The sequence below is a fragment of the Streptococcus sp. KHUD_010 genome (genome assembly GCF_040207525.1).
GTDB classification, from domain to species: Bacteria; Bacillota; Bacilli; order Lactobacillales; family Streptococcaceae; genus Streptococcus; species Streptococcus hominis.
The window spans coordinates 526107-541470 of record NZ_CP157941.1; the positions used below are offsets into that span (position 1 = coordinate 526107).

At 39.1% G+C, this 15364-nt stretch carries 15 protein-coding genes, 1 pseudogene and 1 riboswitch; of the genes and pseudogenes, 11 read left to right on the top strand and 5 right to left on the bottom strand.

Going from position 1 to position 15364, the window contains the following annotated elements; genetic code table 11:
• Positions 1-147: 147 nt before the first annotated feature.
• Positions 148-1587 carry a TrkH family potassium uptake protein gene (locus tag ABKA15_RS02615; RefSeq protein ID WP_049512384.1) on the bottom strand — a complete coding sequence of 480 codons (1440 nt, stop codon included), beginning with the start codon at positions 1585-1587 and terminating at the stop codon, positions 148-150.
• 3 nt (positions 1588-1590) lie between these two features.
• Positions 1591-2940, bottom strand: coding sequence for a Trk system potassium transporter TrkA (trkA, locus tag ABKA15_RS02620; RefSeq protein WP_049512385.1), 1350 nt, complete (start codon positions 2938-2940; stop codon positions 1591-1593).
• Positions 2941-3170: 230 nt separating this feature from the next.
• Here trkA and ABKA15_RS02625 point away from each other — a divergent pair.
• The 9 genes and pseudogenes from ABKA15_RS02625 to ABKA15_RS02665 all read left to right on the top strand — a co-directional run bounded on the left by ABKA15_RS02625 (position 3171) and on the right by ABKA15_RS02665 (position 10853).
• Positions 3171-4190: pseudogene (locus ABKA15_RS02625) on the top strand (IS30 family transposase).
• 287 nt (positions 4191-4477) lie between these two features.
• Complete coding sequence (locus ABKA15_RS02630; RefSeq protein ID WP_021001954.1) at positions 4478-4990, top strand: tRNA (cytidine(34)-2'-O)-methyltransferase; 513 nt, start codon at positions 4478-4480, stop codon at positions 4988-4990.
• Positions 4991-5058: 68 nt separating this feature from the next.
• Positions 5059-5283, top strand: a riboswitch (FMN riboswitch).
• 148 nt (positions 5284-5431) lie between these two features.
• Positions 5432-5995 (top strand): ECF transporter S component, encoded by a 564-nt coding sequence (locus ABKA15_RS02635; RefSeq protein ID WP_049511933.1) that lies wholly within the window; start codon positions 5432-5434, stop codon positions 5993-5995.
• The gene (locus ABKA15_RS02640; protein ID WP_049511932.1) at positions 5985-6635 is read left to right on the top strand and encodes a phosphatase PAP2 family protein; all 651 of its coding nucleotides are present in this window, start codon (positions 5985-5987) and stop codon (positions 6633-6635) included. Before ABKA15_RS02635 ends, ABKA15_RS02640 begins: the two co-directional genes overlap by 11 nt.
• 30 nt (positions 6636-6665) lie before the next feature.
• Positions 6666-6992, top strand: coding sequence for an MGMT family protein (locus tag ABKA15_RS02645; RefSeq protein WP_049511931.1), 327 nt, complete (start codon positions 6666-6668; stop codon positions 6990-6992).
• A 41-nt stretch (positions 6993-7033) separates the two neighbouring features.
• The gene (locus ABKA15_RS02650) at positions 7034-7978 is read left to right on the top strand and encodes a TIGR01212 family radical SAM protein (RefSeq protein WP_065428419.1); all 945 of its coding nucleotides are present in this window, start codon (positions 7034-7036) and stop codon (positions 7976-7978) included.
• Positions 7972-8520 carry a class I SAM-dependent methyltransferase gene (locus ABKA15_RS02655; RefSeq protein WP_350015375.1) on the top strand — a complete coding sequence of 183 codons (549 nt, stop codon included), beginning with the start codon at positions 7972-7974 and terminating at the stop codon, positions 8518-8520. The genes ABKA15_RS02650 and ABKA15_RS02655 overlap by 7 nt, the downstream gene beginning before the upstream one ends.
• Positions 8521-8532: 12 nt before the next feature.
• Positions 8533-8787 (top strand): hypothetical protein, encoded by a 255-nt coding sequence (locus ABKA15_RS02660; protein ID WP_003041513.1) that lies wholly within the window; start codon positions 8533-8535, stop codon positions 8785-8787.
• An 11-nt stretch (positions 8788-8798) separates the two neighbouring features.
• Positions 8799-10853: a sodium:proton antiporter gene (locus ABKA15_RS02665; protein WP_106388505.1), complete on the top strand. Its 2055-nt coding sequence runs from the start codon at positions 8799-8801 to the stop codon at positions 10851-10853.
• Between the two features lie 70 nt (positions 10854-10923).
• Here the strand turns inward: ABKA15_RS02665 and ABKA15_RS02670 are convergent, their stop codons facing one another.
• The 3 genes from ABKA15_RS02670 to ABKA15_RS02680 all read right to left on the bottom strand — a co-directional run bounded on the left by ABKA15_RS02670 (position 10924) and on the right by ABKA15_RS02680 (position 12936).
• Positions 10924-11223, bottom strand: coding sequence for a DUF1827 family protein (locus ABKA15_RS02670; RefSeq protein WP_049511927.1), 300 nt, complete (start codon positions 11221-11223; stop codon positions 10924-10926).
• Positions 11224-11286: 63 nt separating this feature from the next.
• Positions 11287-11736, bottom strand: coding sequence for an NUDIX hydrolase (locus ABKA15_RS02675; protein WP_049511925.1), 450 nt, complete (start codon positions 11734-11736; stop codon positions 11287-11289).
• Between the two features lie 75 nt (positions 11737-11811).
• Positions 11812-12936: a PTS sugar transporter subunit IIC gene (locus tag ABKA15_RS02680; protein ID WP_049511923.1), complete on the bottom strand. Its 1125-nt coding sequence runs from the start codon at positions 12934-12936 to the stop codon at positions 11812-11814.
• Between the two features lie 389 nt (positions 12937-13325).
• Between ABKA15_RS02680 and ABKA15_RS02685 the strand changes: the two genes are divergently transcribed.
• A complete protein-coding gene (locus ABKA15_RS02685) occupies positions 13326-13934 on the top strand; it encodes a GyrI-like domain-containing protein (protein WP_049511921.1) in 609 nt (202 codons plus the stop codon).
• 172 nt (positions 13935-14106) lie between these two features.
• The gene (locus ABKA15_RS02690) at positions 14107-15363 is read left to right on the top strand and encodes an ISL3 family transposase (protein WP_350015376.1); all 1257 of its coding nucleotides are present in this window, start codon (positions 14107-14109) and stop codon (positions 15361-15363) included.
• The last annotated feature ends 1 nt before the right edge of the window (position 15364 follow it).

The following is a 15364-nucleotide window of genomic DNA, read 5'->3' on the forward strand; positions in this document are numbered from 1 at the left end:
TTTTATTTATGACTTAGCTGATAAAAGAAAATAAAAAATTAGCAAAGAAGCATTTCCACTAAAAAATAAAAGACAAACCTACCAAAATGGTGATTTGTCTACAGTCTGAGATGTTAGTTCTATGACCAGTGAGTTTCAGGTGATATGCTATCGTTTTGACCATGTCTGTGGCATAAAGAGCAGGATCATTGGGTAAATTTCTAAACGCCCTGCAATCATGGCAAGAGAGAGTAAGAGTTTGGAAATAGGACCAAAGATTGCAAAGCTATCAGTTGTTCCTAACATTGGTCCAATGTTGTTGAAACAGCTAAGAACGGCACTGACGACCGTCATCAAGCTATTATTGTCTAAACTGACGATAAAAATGAGAAAGATGATACTCATCGTATACAGAACAAGATATTTTAAAATTTTATGCTGGGTGTCTTTGTCAATGACACTATGATTGACGTGCAGAGTCAATACCCACTTTGGTGAGAGGGTGGACAATACTTGATTTTTAGCAATGCGGACTAAGATTAAGCAACGAACCACCTTTAAACCGCCGGCGGTTGAACCAGCAGACCCTCCTATGCACATGAGAATGAGAAGGATGAATTGAGAAAAGAGTGGCCAAGCTGAGATGTCCCCCAAACCAAATCCAGTTGTGGTAATAATATTAGAGACTTGAAAAAATGAAATCTCCAAAGTTTGAGAGAGGTTTTGGTAGATATGAAAGACATTAAGGCAGATGAAAATCGTTGCAGATGCTACAATAATGAGATAGGTTCGTAATTCTTCGTCGCCAAAAAGGGCTTTGAATTTTCGTAGTAGTAGGAAATAATACAGATTAAAATTCACACCAAAGATGAGCACACCAAAGCTCACTAAATAAGTAATCAATGAGCTGTGATAATGCGCAATACCATCATTGTAAACACTAAAGCCTCCTGTTCCCGCTGTTCCCATGGCAATGATAAAACTATCAAATAAAGGCATTCCTGCCAGATAATAAATCACTACAAAAATAGCAAAAAGTGCTAAATACAACAAATAGAGAATTTGTGCAGTGTCCTTTAATTTAGAGACAACTTTCCCAAAAACAGGACCAGGAACTTCTGCTCGCATCACTTCCAAATGGCTATTTTTATTATTTTCCATAATAGCAAGAGCAAAGACAAGTACTCCCATACCTCCGATTAAGTGGGTAAAACTGCGCCAAAAGAGGAGGGAATGCGACAAAACAGAAACGTCTGGTAAGATTGAAGCTCCAGTTGTTGTAAAGCCTGAACTGATCTCGAAGAAAGCATCAATGAGATGAGGAATTTGTCCCGAAAAAACAAAAGGAAGAGCCCCAAAAAAGGACCAAAGTATCCAGCATAAGGCGACAATCAGGACCCCTTCCTTGGCATAAATGTGATGATTTTTAGGTTTAAAAGAGATACCTAAAAATCCGACTGCTAAGAGAATACCAATTGTGGTGCAAATTGAGAGCAGGTTTTGATTGGGTTCATGATAGATAAACGCTACAATGAGTGGAATTAGCAGTAATCCTGCTTCAATGATTAACAATTTTGAGAGGAGGAAACGAATCATACTTCTATTCATGGCTTACCTCTCTAATAAATCATAGATTTGCGTGATATTTTGGATTAGTGTTGTGACGATGATTTGGTCGCCCATTTGAATGTGGTCTTCCCCCGTTGGGAAAATAGGTTTTCCATTTCGGATAATGGCAGCAATCAAGACACCTTTTTTCAGTTTGAGGCTGGAAAGTGGTCTTCCAGTCATTTTATTTTCTTCCTTTATTTGAAATTGCAGAGTTTCAAGTTGTCCATTGGCGAGGTGGTGCATGGCCTGTAAATCAGAATATTGAGCATTCATACGTCCGCGGACAAAGTGCATAATTGTGTCAACAGCAATTCTCTTTGGTGTTACAATGCTTGAAAATTCCTGACTGTCAATGATTTCAAGCAAGCTAGTTCGATTGACTTTCGTGATATTTTTTTGCACGCCCATGCTTTCAAGGAACATAGATGAAATGATATTTTCCTCATCGACACCAGTCAAAGTGGCAACAGCATCATAGTGTTGAGCACTTTCTTCTAGCAGAATGTCTTTTGCAGTACCGTCACCTTGAACGATATGTAAATGTGGAAATTCTTGACTAAACCATTCAGCATGCTTTGGATTGATTTCAATCACTTTTAGTTTGATTTTGCTATTTTTTAAAATATTAAGTAGATAGTAGGCGATTTTTCCTGCACCAATGAGCGTCAAACTTTTAATGACTTTGGGTCGCACGAAATTATGGAAAATAATGACTTCTACCCGATTTCCGGTGACATAGATAATATCATTCTGTAAAATGGTAATTTCACCGTCTGGAATGAGCAATTGTCCATTGCGGTTAATGGCACAAATCAAGACATTGCCAAATTTTTTGCGAAATTGAGACATGGTCATCTGACAGAGGTCACTATTTTGCTTAACTTTAAATTCCATTAAGCTGACGCGTCCATTGGCAAATCGCTCAACAGAGAGCGCATTTGGAAATTCAATGATATTTGCAATATAGCGTGCTGCTAGTAATTCAGGATTGACTATGAGAGAGAAACCAAGGATATTTTTTTCTTTAAAATAAGAATTAGAATACTCTGGATTGCGCACTCGGACAATCGTTTCTTTTGCTCCCATTCTTTTTGCCAACACAGCTGATACCATATTGACTTCGTCGTGCTCTGTCATGGCAATGAAAATATCGCAATGCTCTACATCAGCTTGCTCTAAAATTTTAAAATTGGCACCGTTACCAACAATGCCCATAATATCATAACGCTTGGTGATGCGATTCAGTACGGCTTCGTTTTGCTCAATGAGAATCACATCGTGTTTTTCAGCCACAAGTGAACGACAAAGTGCAGAGCCTACTTTACCGCCACCAACGACAATAATTTTCATGTTATACCTCCCAAGTATACCCCTCTGTCATACCCTTTTTTTGCAAAAATTTCATCGTTTTGAAGAAAGAAAAAGAGATATTTTATTCAGAAGAGTCTAGTAATTGAAAATAAAAAGATAAAACTTGAAAATTCGTCATATAATGCCCTGTTGTAAAATGAAGTGCAACACAGAAGACATGTTCATCTGATATACTAGAGTTGCGAAAAACAGTATAAAGGAAGATGAACATGTCCACAAATTATTCTACCACAAATCAATCCTACAAGCACTTATCTGAAGCTGAGCGAGGAGAAATTGAAGCTTATTTAAGCGTAGGACTCAAACCTGCTGAAATTGCTCGTAGACTGGGGAGAAATCGCTCTACTATTACTCGTGAAATTAATCGTGGTTCCATAACACAATTGAAAAAAGTCAATGGGCAGAAGGTCTACTACCAACACTATTATGCAGATGCTGCCCATAACCGTTATCGGGATGCTAGAGAAACCAGCTATTATCTAAAACTGGATCGTGTATCGAACGATTTTCTGACAAAATTTATAGAAGCGATGAGAGAGAAACCAAGGGTGCATAGCGTGGATACCTTTGTTCATACCTATAGACTCCAACATGTAGATGCAGTTGTTCCTTCAACCAAGACGCTCTATAACTATATCCATCAAGGTTTGTTAGAGATTAAGGTTATTGATTTACCAAGAGCAGTGCGGATTCGTAAGAAATTTAACAAGCGTCCCTCTACCAAGAAACATCTAGGAAAGTCAATTGAAGAAAGGCCAGAGGAGATTAATAATCGTTCCCGTTTTGGAGATTGGGAAATCGATTCTGTTCTGGGTGGAAAGACAATAGGAGAACCTTCTATTTTAACATTGGTAGAACGATAAACACGCTATGCTGTCACAAAGAAACTCGTGGAAAAGAAAGCAGAGTATGTCAATCAAGCAGTCTTAGAGTGTATGAAACTTTATCCCATTAAGTCCATAACTGCAGATAATGGAAACGAATTTTCATCATTGAGTAAGATAGAGGGATTAGATGTTTATTTTGCACATGCCTATTCATCTTATGAACGAGGCACAAATGAGAATTTCAATGGATTATTAAGAGAGTTCATTCCCAAAGGATCCTCACTAAAAAAACTAAATCCGACACTTTTAGAGGACTATACAAAGGCTATCAATGAAAGACCTAGACGAATCCATGGCTATCAGTCCGCAAAAAAGCTGTTTGAGCTAGCTCAAACAGCTTGAAAGATACTCACTTAATCAGAGGAACAACTTTGTTGCACTTGACTTGACAATTGGGATTCGTCATATAAATCTAGAAAATATAAAAAAATAAAGCTTTTTTTGTTGACATGTGCTAAGAAAGTGATATACTAAGAAAGTACCCTCATTGATTTACCTCAAACCTGTTGTGATGTAAGTTAATGAGCCTTAAACCACGCTGTCTGCTGAGCTTGACTCCGGGCAGTGTGGCTATTTTTTTGCTTGGTAGCAATCACAGTTCACTAAGATAGATGAGAAGGCTATAAGATATGACAACATTTCAAAATCACATTGTTCTTTTTGAACCACAAATTCCTCAAAATACAGGAAATATCGCACGGACTTGTGCGGCGACCAATTCGCCTCTTCATATCATTTTACCAATGGGATTTCCGATTGATGATCGTAAGATGAAACGAGCTGGCTTGGATTATTGGGATAAGCTGGACATTACTTATTATGACAATTTAGAAGAGTTCATGAGTAAAATGGACGGACAATTGTATTTGATCTCTAAGTTTGCGGAGAAGGTTTATGCGGAAGAAAATTTTGCAACTGCTGGAAATCACTATTTCATGTTTGGGCGTGAGGATAAGGGATTGCCAGAAGATTTTATGCGTGCTCATTCTGAAAAAGCCCTGCGGATTCCGATGAATGATGAACATGTCAGAAGTCTGAATTTGTCAAATACAGTCTGTATGCTGGTGTATGAAGCCTTGCGGCAACAGAATTTTGCAGGTTTGGAGCTAGTACATCACTATGCACATGACAAATTAAAATAGGATTTCTTAAAAGAATGGACGACATCGGATAAAATGCTTGCTCTAGCAGGCTTTTTTTGTTATGATTAAAGGGTCTTCAGGGCAGGGTGAAATTCCCGACCGGCGGTAATTTGCAGCCGTTGACAATCTTTTGTTTTTATATAGCGTTGGAGTTTCATGGTATATCTTTGTAGTGCCACCTCATTTAAAAACAAAATTTTTGCCAACTGGATAGCTGTTTTAAGTCCGCGAGCGTAAGCTGATGTGGTGCAATTCCACAACCGACAGTACAGTCTGGATGGGAGAAGACGAAAGGCAATGTAGAAGGTCTAAAATTACAGCTTTTAAATTTTATTTAAGGAGATTTTCTTATACTATTTCAAAGGTTCCGTTGATTTGGAGAAACCATTCTTCAGCAAGCCTTCCAACTTCTCTAATTTTTATAAATTGGAGGAACCTGTTATGACACATACACGCAAAATGGCTGTTATTGCCATTCTTTCAGCAATTTCATTTTTGCTGATGTTCTTTGATTTCCCGATTTTACCGGGGGCTAGCTTTTTAAAGTTGGATTTCAGTATTTTACCAATCCTACTGGGATTAGTGGTGCTAGATTTAGGTGGTGTTTTGAGCATTTTATTGGTTCGTTCGGCGCTCAAATTGTTGCTGAACAATCAAGGTGTCAATACTTATATTGGCTTGCCGATGAATATCATTGCGGTTGCTGTTTTCGTAATTGCTTTTGCCTTGATTTGGAAAAAAGAGCAGACAACCGTTCGTTTTCTAATCGCTTCTGTGGTGGGGACGCTCGGATTGACCTTGGCAATGCTGATTCTCAACTATACCTATGCTATTCCACTCTATGCAACATTTGCTAATTTTGATATTTCAAAGATTCTGGGTGTGGCAAACTATCTATTTGCAATGGTCATTCCATTTAATCTATTAGAAGGTGTGGTTTTTGCAGTTGCCTTCTGGCTGATTTATCTGCTTTTAAAACCGATTTTAATCAAATATGAAAAATAAACAAACTTTTTTAACCAAGGGCTCTTTCGCCCTTTTGCTTTTTGTAATTCTAGGATATGTTGTTAAGTTTCATTCAGGTCAATTAAAAGGTTTTGATAGTCTACTTCAAACGACTTTGCGTGGCAATTTGCCGCATGCATTGACCGTGTTTTTTTCTAGCTTGACTAGTCTGATTAATACTCCTGTTATTGTGACTTGGGTTGCTCTTTTACTTGTGATTTTCATTTATAAAAAATGGTGGAGTGAGGCTTTGCTGTTGGGAGGCAATCTGGTGTTAACAGGATTGTTAGTCAAGCTATTAAAAGGCGTTTATCAACGTCCACGTCCTGCACTTCAACATTTAGTGGTAGAAAGTGGTTTTTCTTTTCCAAGCGGACATGCTTTGGCTTCAACTTTAATCTTTGGTACCTTGTTGATTATTGTTAGCCAACGAATGCAAACCGTACAGACAAAACGTTTATTGCAAGGTTTATTGATTGCGATGATTCTTCTCATTGTAATGTCACGTGTTTATCTGGGTGTGCATTATCCGACAGATGTTTTAGGAAGCCTTTTATTAGGAGTGGGGATTTTATATATTGAATTTCCATACTATGATAAGGTGCGCTTCCAATGGCGTTTTGCAGGAAAGCAAAAATAGACTGTTAGCAGACAGTTTAGAGGAGGCAGGGTGGCAAAAGTTTTAGATAAACGTCTTATTCTTCAAATTTTGTCAATAGTTGAGCAGATTCCTGTAGGAAAAGTGGCTACCTATGGACAAATTGCGCATTTGATAGGGCGAGAAAGAAATGCTCGTTTAGTGGGGCGCGTGCTGTCTCAAGCAGAACTTTATGGAAAATTTCCTTGCCACCGTGTGGTCAATGCAGCAGGACGCTTAGCACCAGCATGGGAAGATCAGCGACATCTCCTCTGGGCTGAAGGAGTGACTTTTAAAACGAATGGCTGTGTGGATTTGCAAAAACACCAATGGAAGCCAATTGACATGAGTAAAGTGTAAATGGAACTCCGAGCGCGAGTTCTGTTTTATTTTGTGGTACAATGGAAGTTATGAAACCTTATAATTCTTTGAATGCTTATTATCGGAAACTATTTGGAGAGAAAACCTTTAAAGTCCCGATTGATGCGGGGTTTGATTGCCCTAATCGAGACGGAACGGTAGCTCATGGTGGTTGTACTTTTTGTACGGTATCTGGTTCAGGTGATGCCATTGTAGCACCAGAAGCACCGATTCGTGAGCAATTTTACAAAGAAATTGATTTTATGCATCGAAAGTGGCCTGAAGTCAAGAAATATCTAGTTTATTTTCAAAATTTCACCAATACCCATGATAAGGTGGAGGTCATTCGTGAGCGATATGAGCAAGCTATCAATGAGCCAGGGGTTGTCGGTATCAATATCGGAACTAGGCCAGACTGTCTACCTGATGAAACGATTGACTATTTAGCAGAATTGTCTGAACGCATGCATGTGACGGTGGAACTAGGCTTGCAAACGACTTATGAAGCCACTTCGCAATTGATTAACCGTGCGCATTCTTATGACTTATATGTTGAAACGGTTCAACGCCTGCGGAAATTTCCAAAAATCGAGATAGTGTCCCATTTAATCAATGGCTTGCCTGGTGAAACTCATGAAATGATGATAGAAAATGTTCGCCGATGTGTGACAGATAATGATATTCAAGGGATTAAATTACATCTTTTGCATTTAATGACCAACACACGGATGCAACGAGATTATCATGAAGGACGCTTGCAGCTGCTTAGCCAAGATGAGTATGTTTCTATTGTTTGTGACCAATTAGAAATAATCCCTGAGCATATCGTCATTCATCGGATTACAGGCGATGCACCACGGGACATGCTAATTGGGCCCATGTGGAGCCTCAATAAATGGGAAGTGCTCAATGCGATTGAGCAAGAAATGAACCGTCGCGGCAGCGTTCAAGGGTGTAAAGCAAAGGAGCAACGATTTATATGTTAAGACCATTACAAATGGCACATGCTTTTTTAGAGGAAGTAGTGACTGATGAAGACATCGTCGTTGATGCCACTATGGGCAATGGGCACGACACGCTTTTCTTGGCACGATTGGCTAAAAAAGTCTATGCTTTTGATATTCAAGAGCAAGCCATTGAGCAAACCACCAAGCGCTTGGCAGAAGCTAAATTGGACAATGTTGAACTGTTTTTGACAGGTCACGAAAATGTGGATCAATACGTTGAAAGTATTAAAGCGGCTATTTTTAATCTAGGCTATCTTCCGTCCGCAGATAAGTCGGTGATTACGCAACCACATACAACGATACAGGCCTTAGAAAAATTATGTCAGCGTTTAGTAATTGGTGGTCGGATTGCAATCATGATTTATTATGGGCATGAAGGTGGTGATGTGGAGCGAGATGCAGTTTTAGACTTTGTCAGTCAATTGCCGCAGCAGGAATTTACTGTCGCCCTTTATAAAACAATCAACCAAATCAATCAGCCCCCCTTTTTAGTGATGATTGAGAAATTAAAAATGGCCTAAGTGGAGAGAAAAATGGATAAGCAATATCTACATGAAAAATTGAACTGCTTACGCAGTCAATATCTAGATTCAACCAATGGAGAAATCTTAGCAAAGCAAGTAAATGATGTGCAGATGAGCAAAAAAATGCTTCGGATTAAGAAAAAATTAGTCAATCTTGAAATGGAGCGCTGTCAAAAAATGATTGAGCATCGCGATTTATCGAAAATTGAGCAAAAAATCTCCGAGCAGAAGATGCTTTTTGAAAAATGCTGTAAACAAAAATAAAGGAGGAAAATGTGGATTTACTCCTTTATATTATTATCTTTTTATCTGTTCTGATTGTTTCAAATGCCACCAACAAGCTATTTCCAAGCTTGCCGACGCCACTCATACAAATTCTATTAGGGATTGGCTTGGGATTTTTCATTCCAGTTGGAACGTTTCATTTAGAAACGGGGCTGTTTCTAGCTTTAATCATTGGGCCGCTACTGTTTCGAGAAGCAGAAGAAAGCGATATTACCAGTATTCTTAAGCACTGGAAGATTGTTGTTTATCTGATTTTTCCAGTTATTTTTCTATCAACTCTGAGTCTTGGCTTTTTGTCACATTGGCTATGGGTCTCCCTTCCTCTTGCAGCTTGTATCGCGGTTGGAGCCGCCTTGGGTCCGACTGATTTAGTGGCTTTTGCGTCCTTATCTGAGCGCTTTACCTTTCCAAAACGTGTAGAAAATATTTTGAAAGGGGAGGGCTTGCTAAATGATGCGAGTGGTTTAGTTGCCTTTCAATTTGCCCTGACGGCTTGGACAACAGGGAAATTTTCAGCTCAGGAAGCCAGCACCTCACTTATCCTTTCAATCATTGGCGGTTTTATTGTGGGTGGTCTAACTGCTTTTTTAAATCGTCAGTTGCAAAAGCTGCTGTATACGGTGCGAGCCTCAGACACAGCAGGAGAGTTGTTGTTAGAATTAAGTTTACCGTTGCTGACATTCTTTTTAGCCGAAGAACTCCATGTATCAGGGATTATTGCAGTTGTCGTGGCAGGGATTTTTAAGGCTAGTCGTTTTAAAAGGATTACTTTATTAGAGGCTCAAGTTGATACCGTGACAGATACGATTTGGCAAACTGTCACATTTATGCTGAATGGAGCGGTCTTTGTCATTTTAGGAATTGAGTTGGAAACGATAGCTGAACCCATTTTGAAAAGTCCGGTTTATGATAATCTCTGGCTCCTTCTGACGATTCTTTTGCTGACGATTGTGCTATTTGTCATTCGTTTTGTCATGATTTATGGCTTTTATTTCTGGAGAAGTCTACGTTTGAAAAAGAAAATGTCGAAATATTGGAGAGACATTGCTCTGTTAACTTTTTCAGGCGTAAAAGGAACCGTATCCATTGCAACCATTCTCTTGATTCCAACAGCTTTAGAGCAGGAATATCCTCTTTTGCTTTTCTTGGTGGCTGGAGTTACATTGCTTAGTTTTTTGACAGGACTGGTAGTGTTGCCTCGTTTATCAGAAAATAAGGAAGAATCATCAGACTACCTCATGTATATTGCTATTTTAAATGACGTTGTCCAAGAATTAGAAGAAGATTTGAAGCATACCAAAGTCAAAGCTCCGCTTTATGCGGCTATTGATAATTATCATGGACGAATCGAGCATCTTATTCTGGAGCAAGAAGGCAAATCTGTTCAAAAAGATTTGACAGATTTACAATTGCTGATGCTGAGTATTGAAAGTGACGGTTTGGAACAAGCCTACGAAGAAAGAAAAATGAGTAACCGTGCCTATTCCATTTACCAACGTTATTTATGGAATATGGAGCAAAGAATCAACCGCAATCTTGCTTCGCGCTTCACTTATTTTTTGATTAGCTTTTTCAGAATGACTCGCTTATTGCTACATGAGATTGTTACGTTTGGCTCTACTTTCCGTAATTGGCTCAATCAAGATAGAGCAAAGCCTAGTAAGGCTGAAAGAGAAGAGATTGCCGAACTGTATCTAGCCAATACAGAAGTGATTATCGGCAGTTTAGAAAATCTGAAGGGCGTTTATAATACTGCGCTTATCAATTTCTTGCAAGATTCGCGTATCCGTGAGACAGCAATTATTGAAAGCGGTGCTTTTATTGAGCGGGTTATCACGCGTATCAAACCGAATAATATCAAGGAAATGCTACGAGGTTATTATTTGGAGCGGAAGATTATTTTTGAATATGAACACGAAAAGCTGATTTCAGCTAGTTATGCAAAATTTCTCCGTCAAAATGTCAATAATTTAGAAAACTATTCTCTCAAAGAAACCGCCAATACATTACCATACGACATGATGAACTATGTCAGACAGAAATAAAACGGGAGTGGATTGAGCACTTAGTTGCGAATTCACTCTTTTTTAAACAAAAAAATAAGCCCGTCAAGGCTTATTTAGTTGGGATGGATATTTCAATGAGGTTTGCTGAATAGAGTGTCTTAATTCGAGAGGCATCAATCGATTTTGTATCAATTTTTCGTTTCAGAAAAAATTCTCGAATTTTTTCAACTTCTTGTTCGCGAATGGCGCGGTGTTTATTTGAAATCAGAATTTCATAATGAAAAGGTGCTTGCGTAAAGACGACGTCTGTATTTCCAGCGGAAAAAGTCTCAACTAGTGTAGCATCTGTACTTTCTAATTGACTTTGTACAAGGCGTGCATGGCTGTTTGTCGTGTTAATAAGCTTCATCTGACTTCCTCCTATACTCTATTCCTATTATAGCACTTTTTAATAAAAAATGTGAACAATTTCTCATACTTTATGATTCTTTTTCCACATTTCAATTCCCCATTTATGACTGCCACGTTTTAATTTGGAAATAGCTTCTTCGATTGGAAACCAGGCGAGCTGATTAAAATCTTCTAAAGGTGCATGCGATTGCTTATATTGGCTTACTTCATAAATGTAAGCAGGGTTATAAAAATAGGTATCGCGGTGGCGAGAATAAAAATATTCATCTGCTTGTCCGTAATATTGACCGATTTGAGCAGTAAAACCAAGCTCTTCAATCAGTTCACGTTTTAAGGCAGTTAAGCGATCCTCATCTTGCTCAATCTCGCCTCCGGGCAAGAACCAAGCGCCGTTGGGGGCTTGCACTAAAATTATCTTTTCTTGCTTTTCATCTGGAATAACTGCATAAACGCCATAGCGATTCACATATTGAACGTCTTCTTGCTTTTCTCCAAAAGTTGCGACTGTCATATCGTTTCCACTCTTTCTTATATGCTACTAATATCATAATGCAGAAATCAAGTGCTGTCAAGGCTTTCAAGCATTTTAAGGTTCAAATTTGAAAATATCTGCTGTATATAAATTGAGCACTTTTTCAAAGAGAAGACGGAAAAGAATGGCAACGACTGTTGGGATGACAAGCCAAGCTAAGATTGCCAGTCCCATGGGAAGTCCGCCTGTAACAGAAGCGAAGAGTCCAGTCAGACCAACTAATCCAAAACCTGCTGATGCAGGCGTCCCGGTAATGGTGAAGAGCGGAACCAACAGACCAGTAGCAGCAGAGGTTGCGACAATAGGAACATAAGAGATTGGGTGCTCAAAGACATTGGTCATCATCATTTTCATTGAACCAAGGGCGACAGCAGCAGTTACACCAGGTTTATTGACGAAGAATGAATGAACAACAAGTACGATACAAGTTGTTCCGACCCCCATAGCAGAAGCACCGGCAGCGAGTCCATTTAGTCCAATGGCAAGACCGATTGCAACAGTTGAGATTGGAGCCACGATTAAGATAGCAAAAGTAACACAGATGAGAACACTCATTAGGTAAGGCTGAAGATCCGTAAAGTAGATGATTCCTTGCCCGATTAAGCTAGAAATCATTTTGACATAAGGAAGTGTGAATAGCCCCACAGTCGCAAGAAGCGATCCAACGATTGGAAGAAGAACAAAATTAAAGGATTCAAATTTTCCTTCTAGCCAGAGCAATACGAGGACGCTGAGGGTACAAATTAGCATGACATTGATAATGTCCCCTGTACCAGTCGTGTAGAATCCAGTAACCATTTTGTTTGCAGTTGCGGTAATTTCAGCAGGGGCTTTTTGCTTTTGGAGATATCCTAATAACTCTGTAGCACCCGCTAATTTACTAGAAGCACCAGAGCTAACAAAAGCAATGGCTGTCAGAAGCGCAGCTTTCATTCCTTTGAAATTAAATTCCAAGGCAACCAGCGTTCCAATTACGGCAGATAAAGTGGCTTGGAAAAGAACGTTAGCCACATTCCAAGTTGCAAAGAAAGCATTATTTTTGAAAAAGTCTAAAGAGAAAATAATGGCAAAGATACAGTTAGGCAGCAAGGCTACGATAACACCAATTGCGGTTCCGTTTAGAACTTTATGCAAAAATGATTTAGGGGTAAGTGATGCGGTTGTGTTTTCTTTTGTCATAAAAAACTCCTTTATTTTTGAAAAATAAAATCCGCCCTATCCGAAATGAGAATAAGGCGGAGTCATGTAAAAATGGAGATGATTATCCCATTTTAAAACGGTAGCTACGCCTTGATAAGATACTATAAATAATGATAATAATAGCTATCATCAACATAACGTAACCCCTTTTTATTTTTCTTGTTGTCTATTATAACATCTTATTCCAAAAAAACAATAGAAAAATTGAAATTTTCTGATTATTTTGAAAAAATAGAATATCCAGGCATAAAAATATGGGTAAATAGAAGAAAAATCTTCAAACAAATTTCACTATTATATAAAAGGTGACATCAGGTGACAAGTTTATTCTGTTATACTCATGATAGAAAAATGAAAGGAGCAAACAAATGAAATATGAATGGAGAAAATTAGATAAAAAACTTTATCAAGTTCCAAAAACTCCTGTGGTGATTGAACACCCTGTGCAGTCATTTATCATGTTAAATGGTCAAGGAAATCCAAATAAAGCTGACTTTTCAGAAAGGGTTTCTGCTCTTTATTCCCTCGCTTATGCGATTAAAATGGAGTATAAAAAAACTGCTCACCATCAGGAATTTACTGATTTTACCGTTTACCCTTTGGAAGGGATTTGGGAGCAAACAGAATCAGAGAAGACTTTGGTAAAAGACGACTTAGTTTATACGATTATGATTGCCCAGCCAGAGTTTATTACAAATGAAATAGTTGAAACAGCTCTCGCAAAAGTAAAAGTGAAAAAACAAAATCCGTTTTATAATGAGATTCGCTTTGAACGAATAAGTGAAGGAAGCAGCGTTGCAATGCTTCATGTAGGACCATTTGACGATGAGCCACAGACCTTCGCGAAAATGGATGCTTTCTGTCAAGAAAATGGGTTAAAACGCTGCACAGCATATCATCGTGAAATTTATTTGAACAATAAAAATCGCACCGCTCCAGAGAAACTAAAAACAATTTTGAGGTACAGTGTTCAGTAACTAAAAAGTCACTCCCTAGACTTCTAAGGAGTGACTTTCATGTTTAATTGGCTCTATAATTTCTGTAGTGGGTAAAACTACCGCAGAGGTTATGGAGCTATTTTTGTGTATACAAAAAGTCCCCTATGACCTATAATGAAAAGCGACGAAACTACTCATTAGAAAGACTCATATGGAACAACTCGATTTTATCACAAAACTCCTTGGAATTAAAGACCAAAATATCAAAATAGACAATCTTTTTGATGCCGGCACTCACAAAGAAATCCTGGCCCACCTTGACTATGATGCCCCTCCATGCCCTGCCTGCAAGGGACAGATGGCCAAATACGACTTCCAGAAACCTTCTAAAATCCCTTATCTGGAGACAGCAGGATACAAAACTCTTATCCGACTCAAAAAGCGGCGCTTTCGCTGTAAGAACTGTGGAAAAATGGCTGTCGCCGAAACCTCCCTCGTCCAGAAAAATCACCAGATTGCCGTCGCAGTCAAACAGAAAATCGCTCAATTATTAGTTGAGAAGCAAGCCATGACTGATATTGCCCACAGGCTCTCAATTTCGACCTCAACCGTCATTCGCAAGCTCAAGGAATTCAAATTTGAAACGAACTGGCAGAGACTGCCAGAGATCATGAGCTGGGATGAGTATAGCTTCAAGAAAGGGAAGATGAGCTTTATCGCTCAGGATTTTAATACCAATGAGGTCCTAGCCATCCTGGACGGCAGAACCCAAGCGGTCATTCGAAATCATTTTCTACGCTATCCTAGACAGGTTCGTAGGAGGGTTAAAGTGATGACCATGGACATGTTCAGTCCTTACTATCAGCTGACCAAGCAGCTTTTTCCGCATGCCCAAATCGTTCTGGATCGTTTCCACATTATCCAGCACCTCAGCCGAGCTATGAACCGTGTCCGCATCCAAATCATGAACCAATTCGACCGAAAATCTCAGGAATACCGAGCCCTCAAACGCTATTGGAAACTCATCCAACAGGACAGCCGCAAGCTCAGCTATAAGCGTTTTTACAGACCAGCTTTTCGGGCGCATTTAACCAATCAAGAGATTCTCCATCAGCTACTCAGCTATTCGGACCAACTTCGACAGCACTATGAGCTTTACCAGCTTCTGCTCTTTCACTTTCAGGAAAAGCAAGCTGATTATTTCTTTGACCTGATTGAGGAGAATCTTCCCGCTGTTCACCCAATTTTTCAGACAGTCTTTCGCACCTTTTTGAAGGACACAGACAAGATTCTCAACGCCTTGGAACTACCCTACTCCAACGCCAAGCTGGAAGCGACTAACAATCTCATCAAGGTCATCAAGCGAAACGCTTTTGGATTCAGGAGCTTTGACAACTTTAAGAAACGCATTCTCATCGCTTTGAACATCAAAAGAGAGAGAACGAATCTCGTCCTCTCGCGATGGTAGC

Bases quoted from the DNA above. Each gene is read 5' to 3' on its own strand.
- ABKA15_RS02615 (WP_049512384.1), bottom strand. From the start codon at position 1,587: ATGAATAGAAGTATGATTCGTTTCCTCCTCTCAAAATTGTTAATCATT.
- trkA (WP_049512385.1), bottom strand. From the start codon at position 2,940: ATGAAAATTATTGTCGTTGGTGGCGGTAAAGTAGGCTCTGCACTTTGT.
- ABKA15_RS02630 (WP_021001954.1), top strand. From the start codon at position 4,478: ATGACAACATTTCAAAATCACATTGTTCTTTTTGAACCACAAATTCCT.
- ABKA15_RS02635 (WP_049511933.1), top strand. From the start codon at position 5,432: ATGACACATACACGCAAAATGGCTGTTATTGCCATTCTTTCAGCAATT.
- ABKA15_RS02640 (WP_049511932.1), top strand. From the start codon at position 5,985: ATGAAAAATAAACAAACTTTTTTAACCAAGGGCTCTTTCGCCCTTTTG.
- ABKA15_RS02650 (WP_065428419.1), top strand. From the start codon at position 7,034: ATGGAAGTTATGAAACCTTATAATTCTTTGAATGCTTATTATCGGAAA.
- ABKA15_RS02655 (WP_350015375.1), top strand. From the start codon at position 7,972: ATGTTAAGACCATTACAAATGGCACATGCTTTTTTAGAGGAAGTAGTG.
- ABKA15_RS02660 (WP_003041513.1), top strand. From the start codon at position 8,533: ATGGATAAGCAATATCTACATGAAAAATTGAACTGCTTACGCAGTCAA.
- ABKA15_RS02670 (WP_049511927.1), bottom strand. From the start codon at position 11,223: ATGAAGCTTATTAACACGACAAACAGCCATGCACGCCTTGTACAAAGT.
- ABKA15_RS02675 (WP_049511925.1), bottom strand. From the start codon at position 11,736: ATGACAGTCGCAACTTTTGGAGAAAAGCAAGAAGACGTTCAATATGTG.
- ABKA15_RS02680 (WP_049511923.1), bottom strand. From the start codon at position 12,936: ATGACAAAAGAAAACACAACCGCATCACTTACCCCTAAATCATTTTTG.
- ABKA15_RS02685 (WP_049511921.1), top strand. From the start codon at position 13,326: ATGAAATATGAATGGAGAAAATTAGATAAAAAACTTTATCAAGTTCCA.
- ABKA15_RS02690 (WP_350015376.1), top strand. From the start codon at position 14,107: ATGGAACAACTCGATTTTATCACAAAACTCCTTGGAATTAAAGACCAA.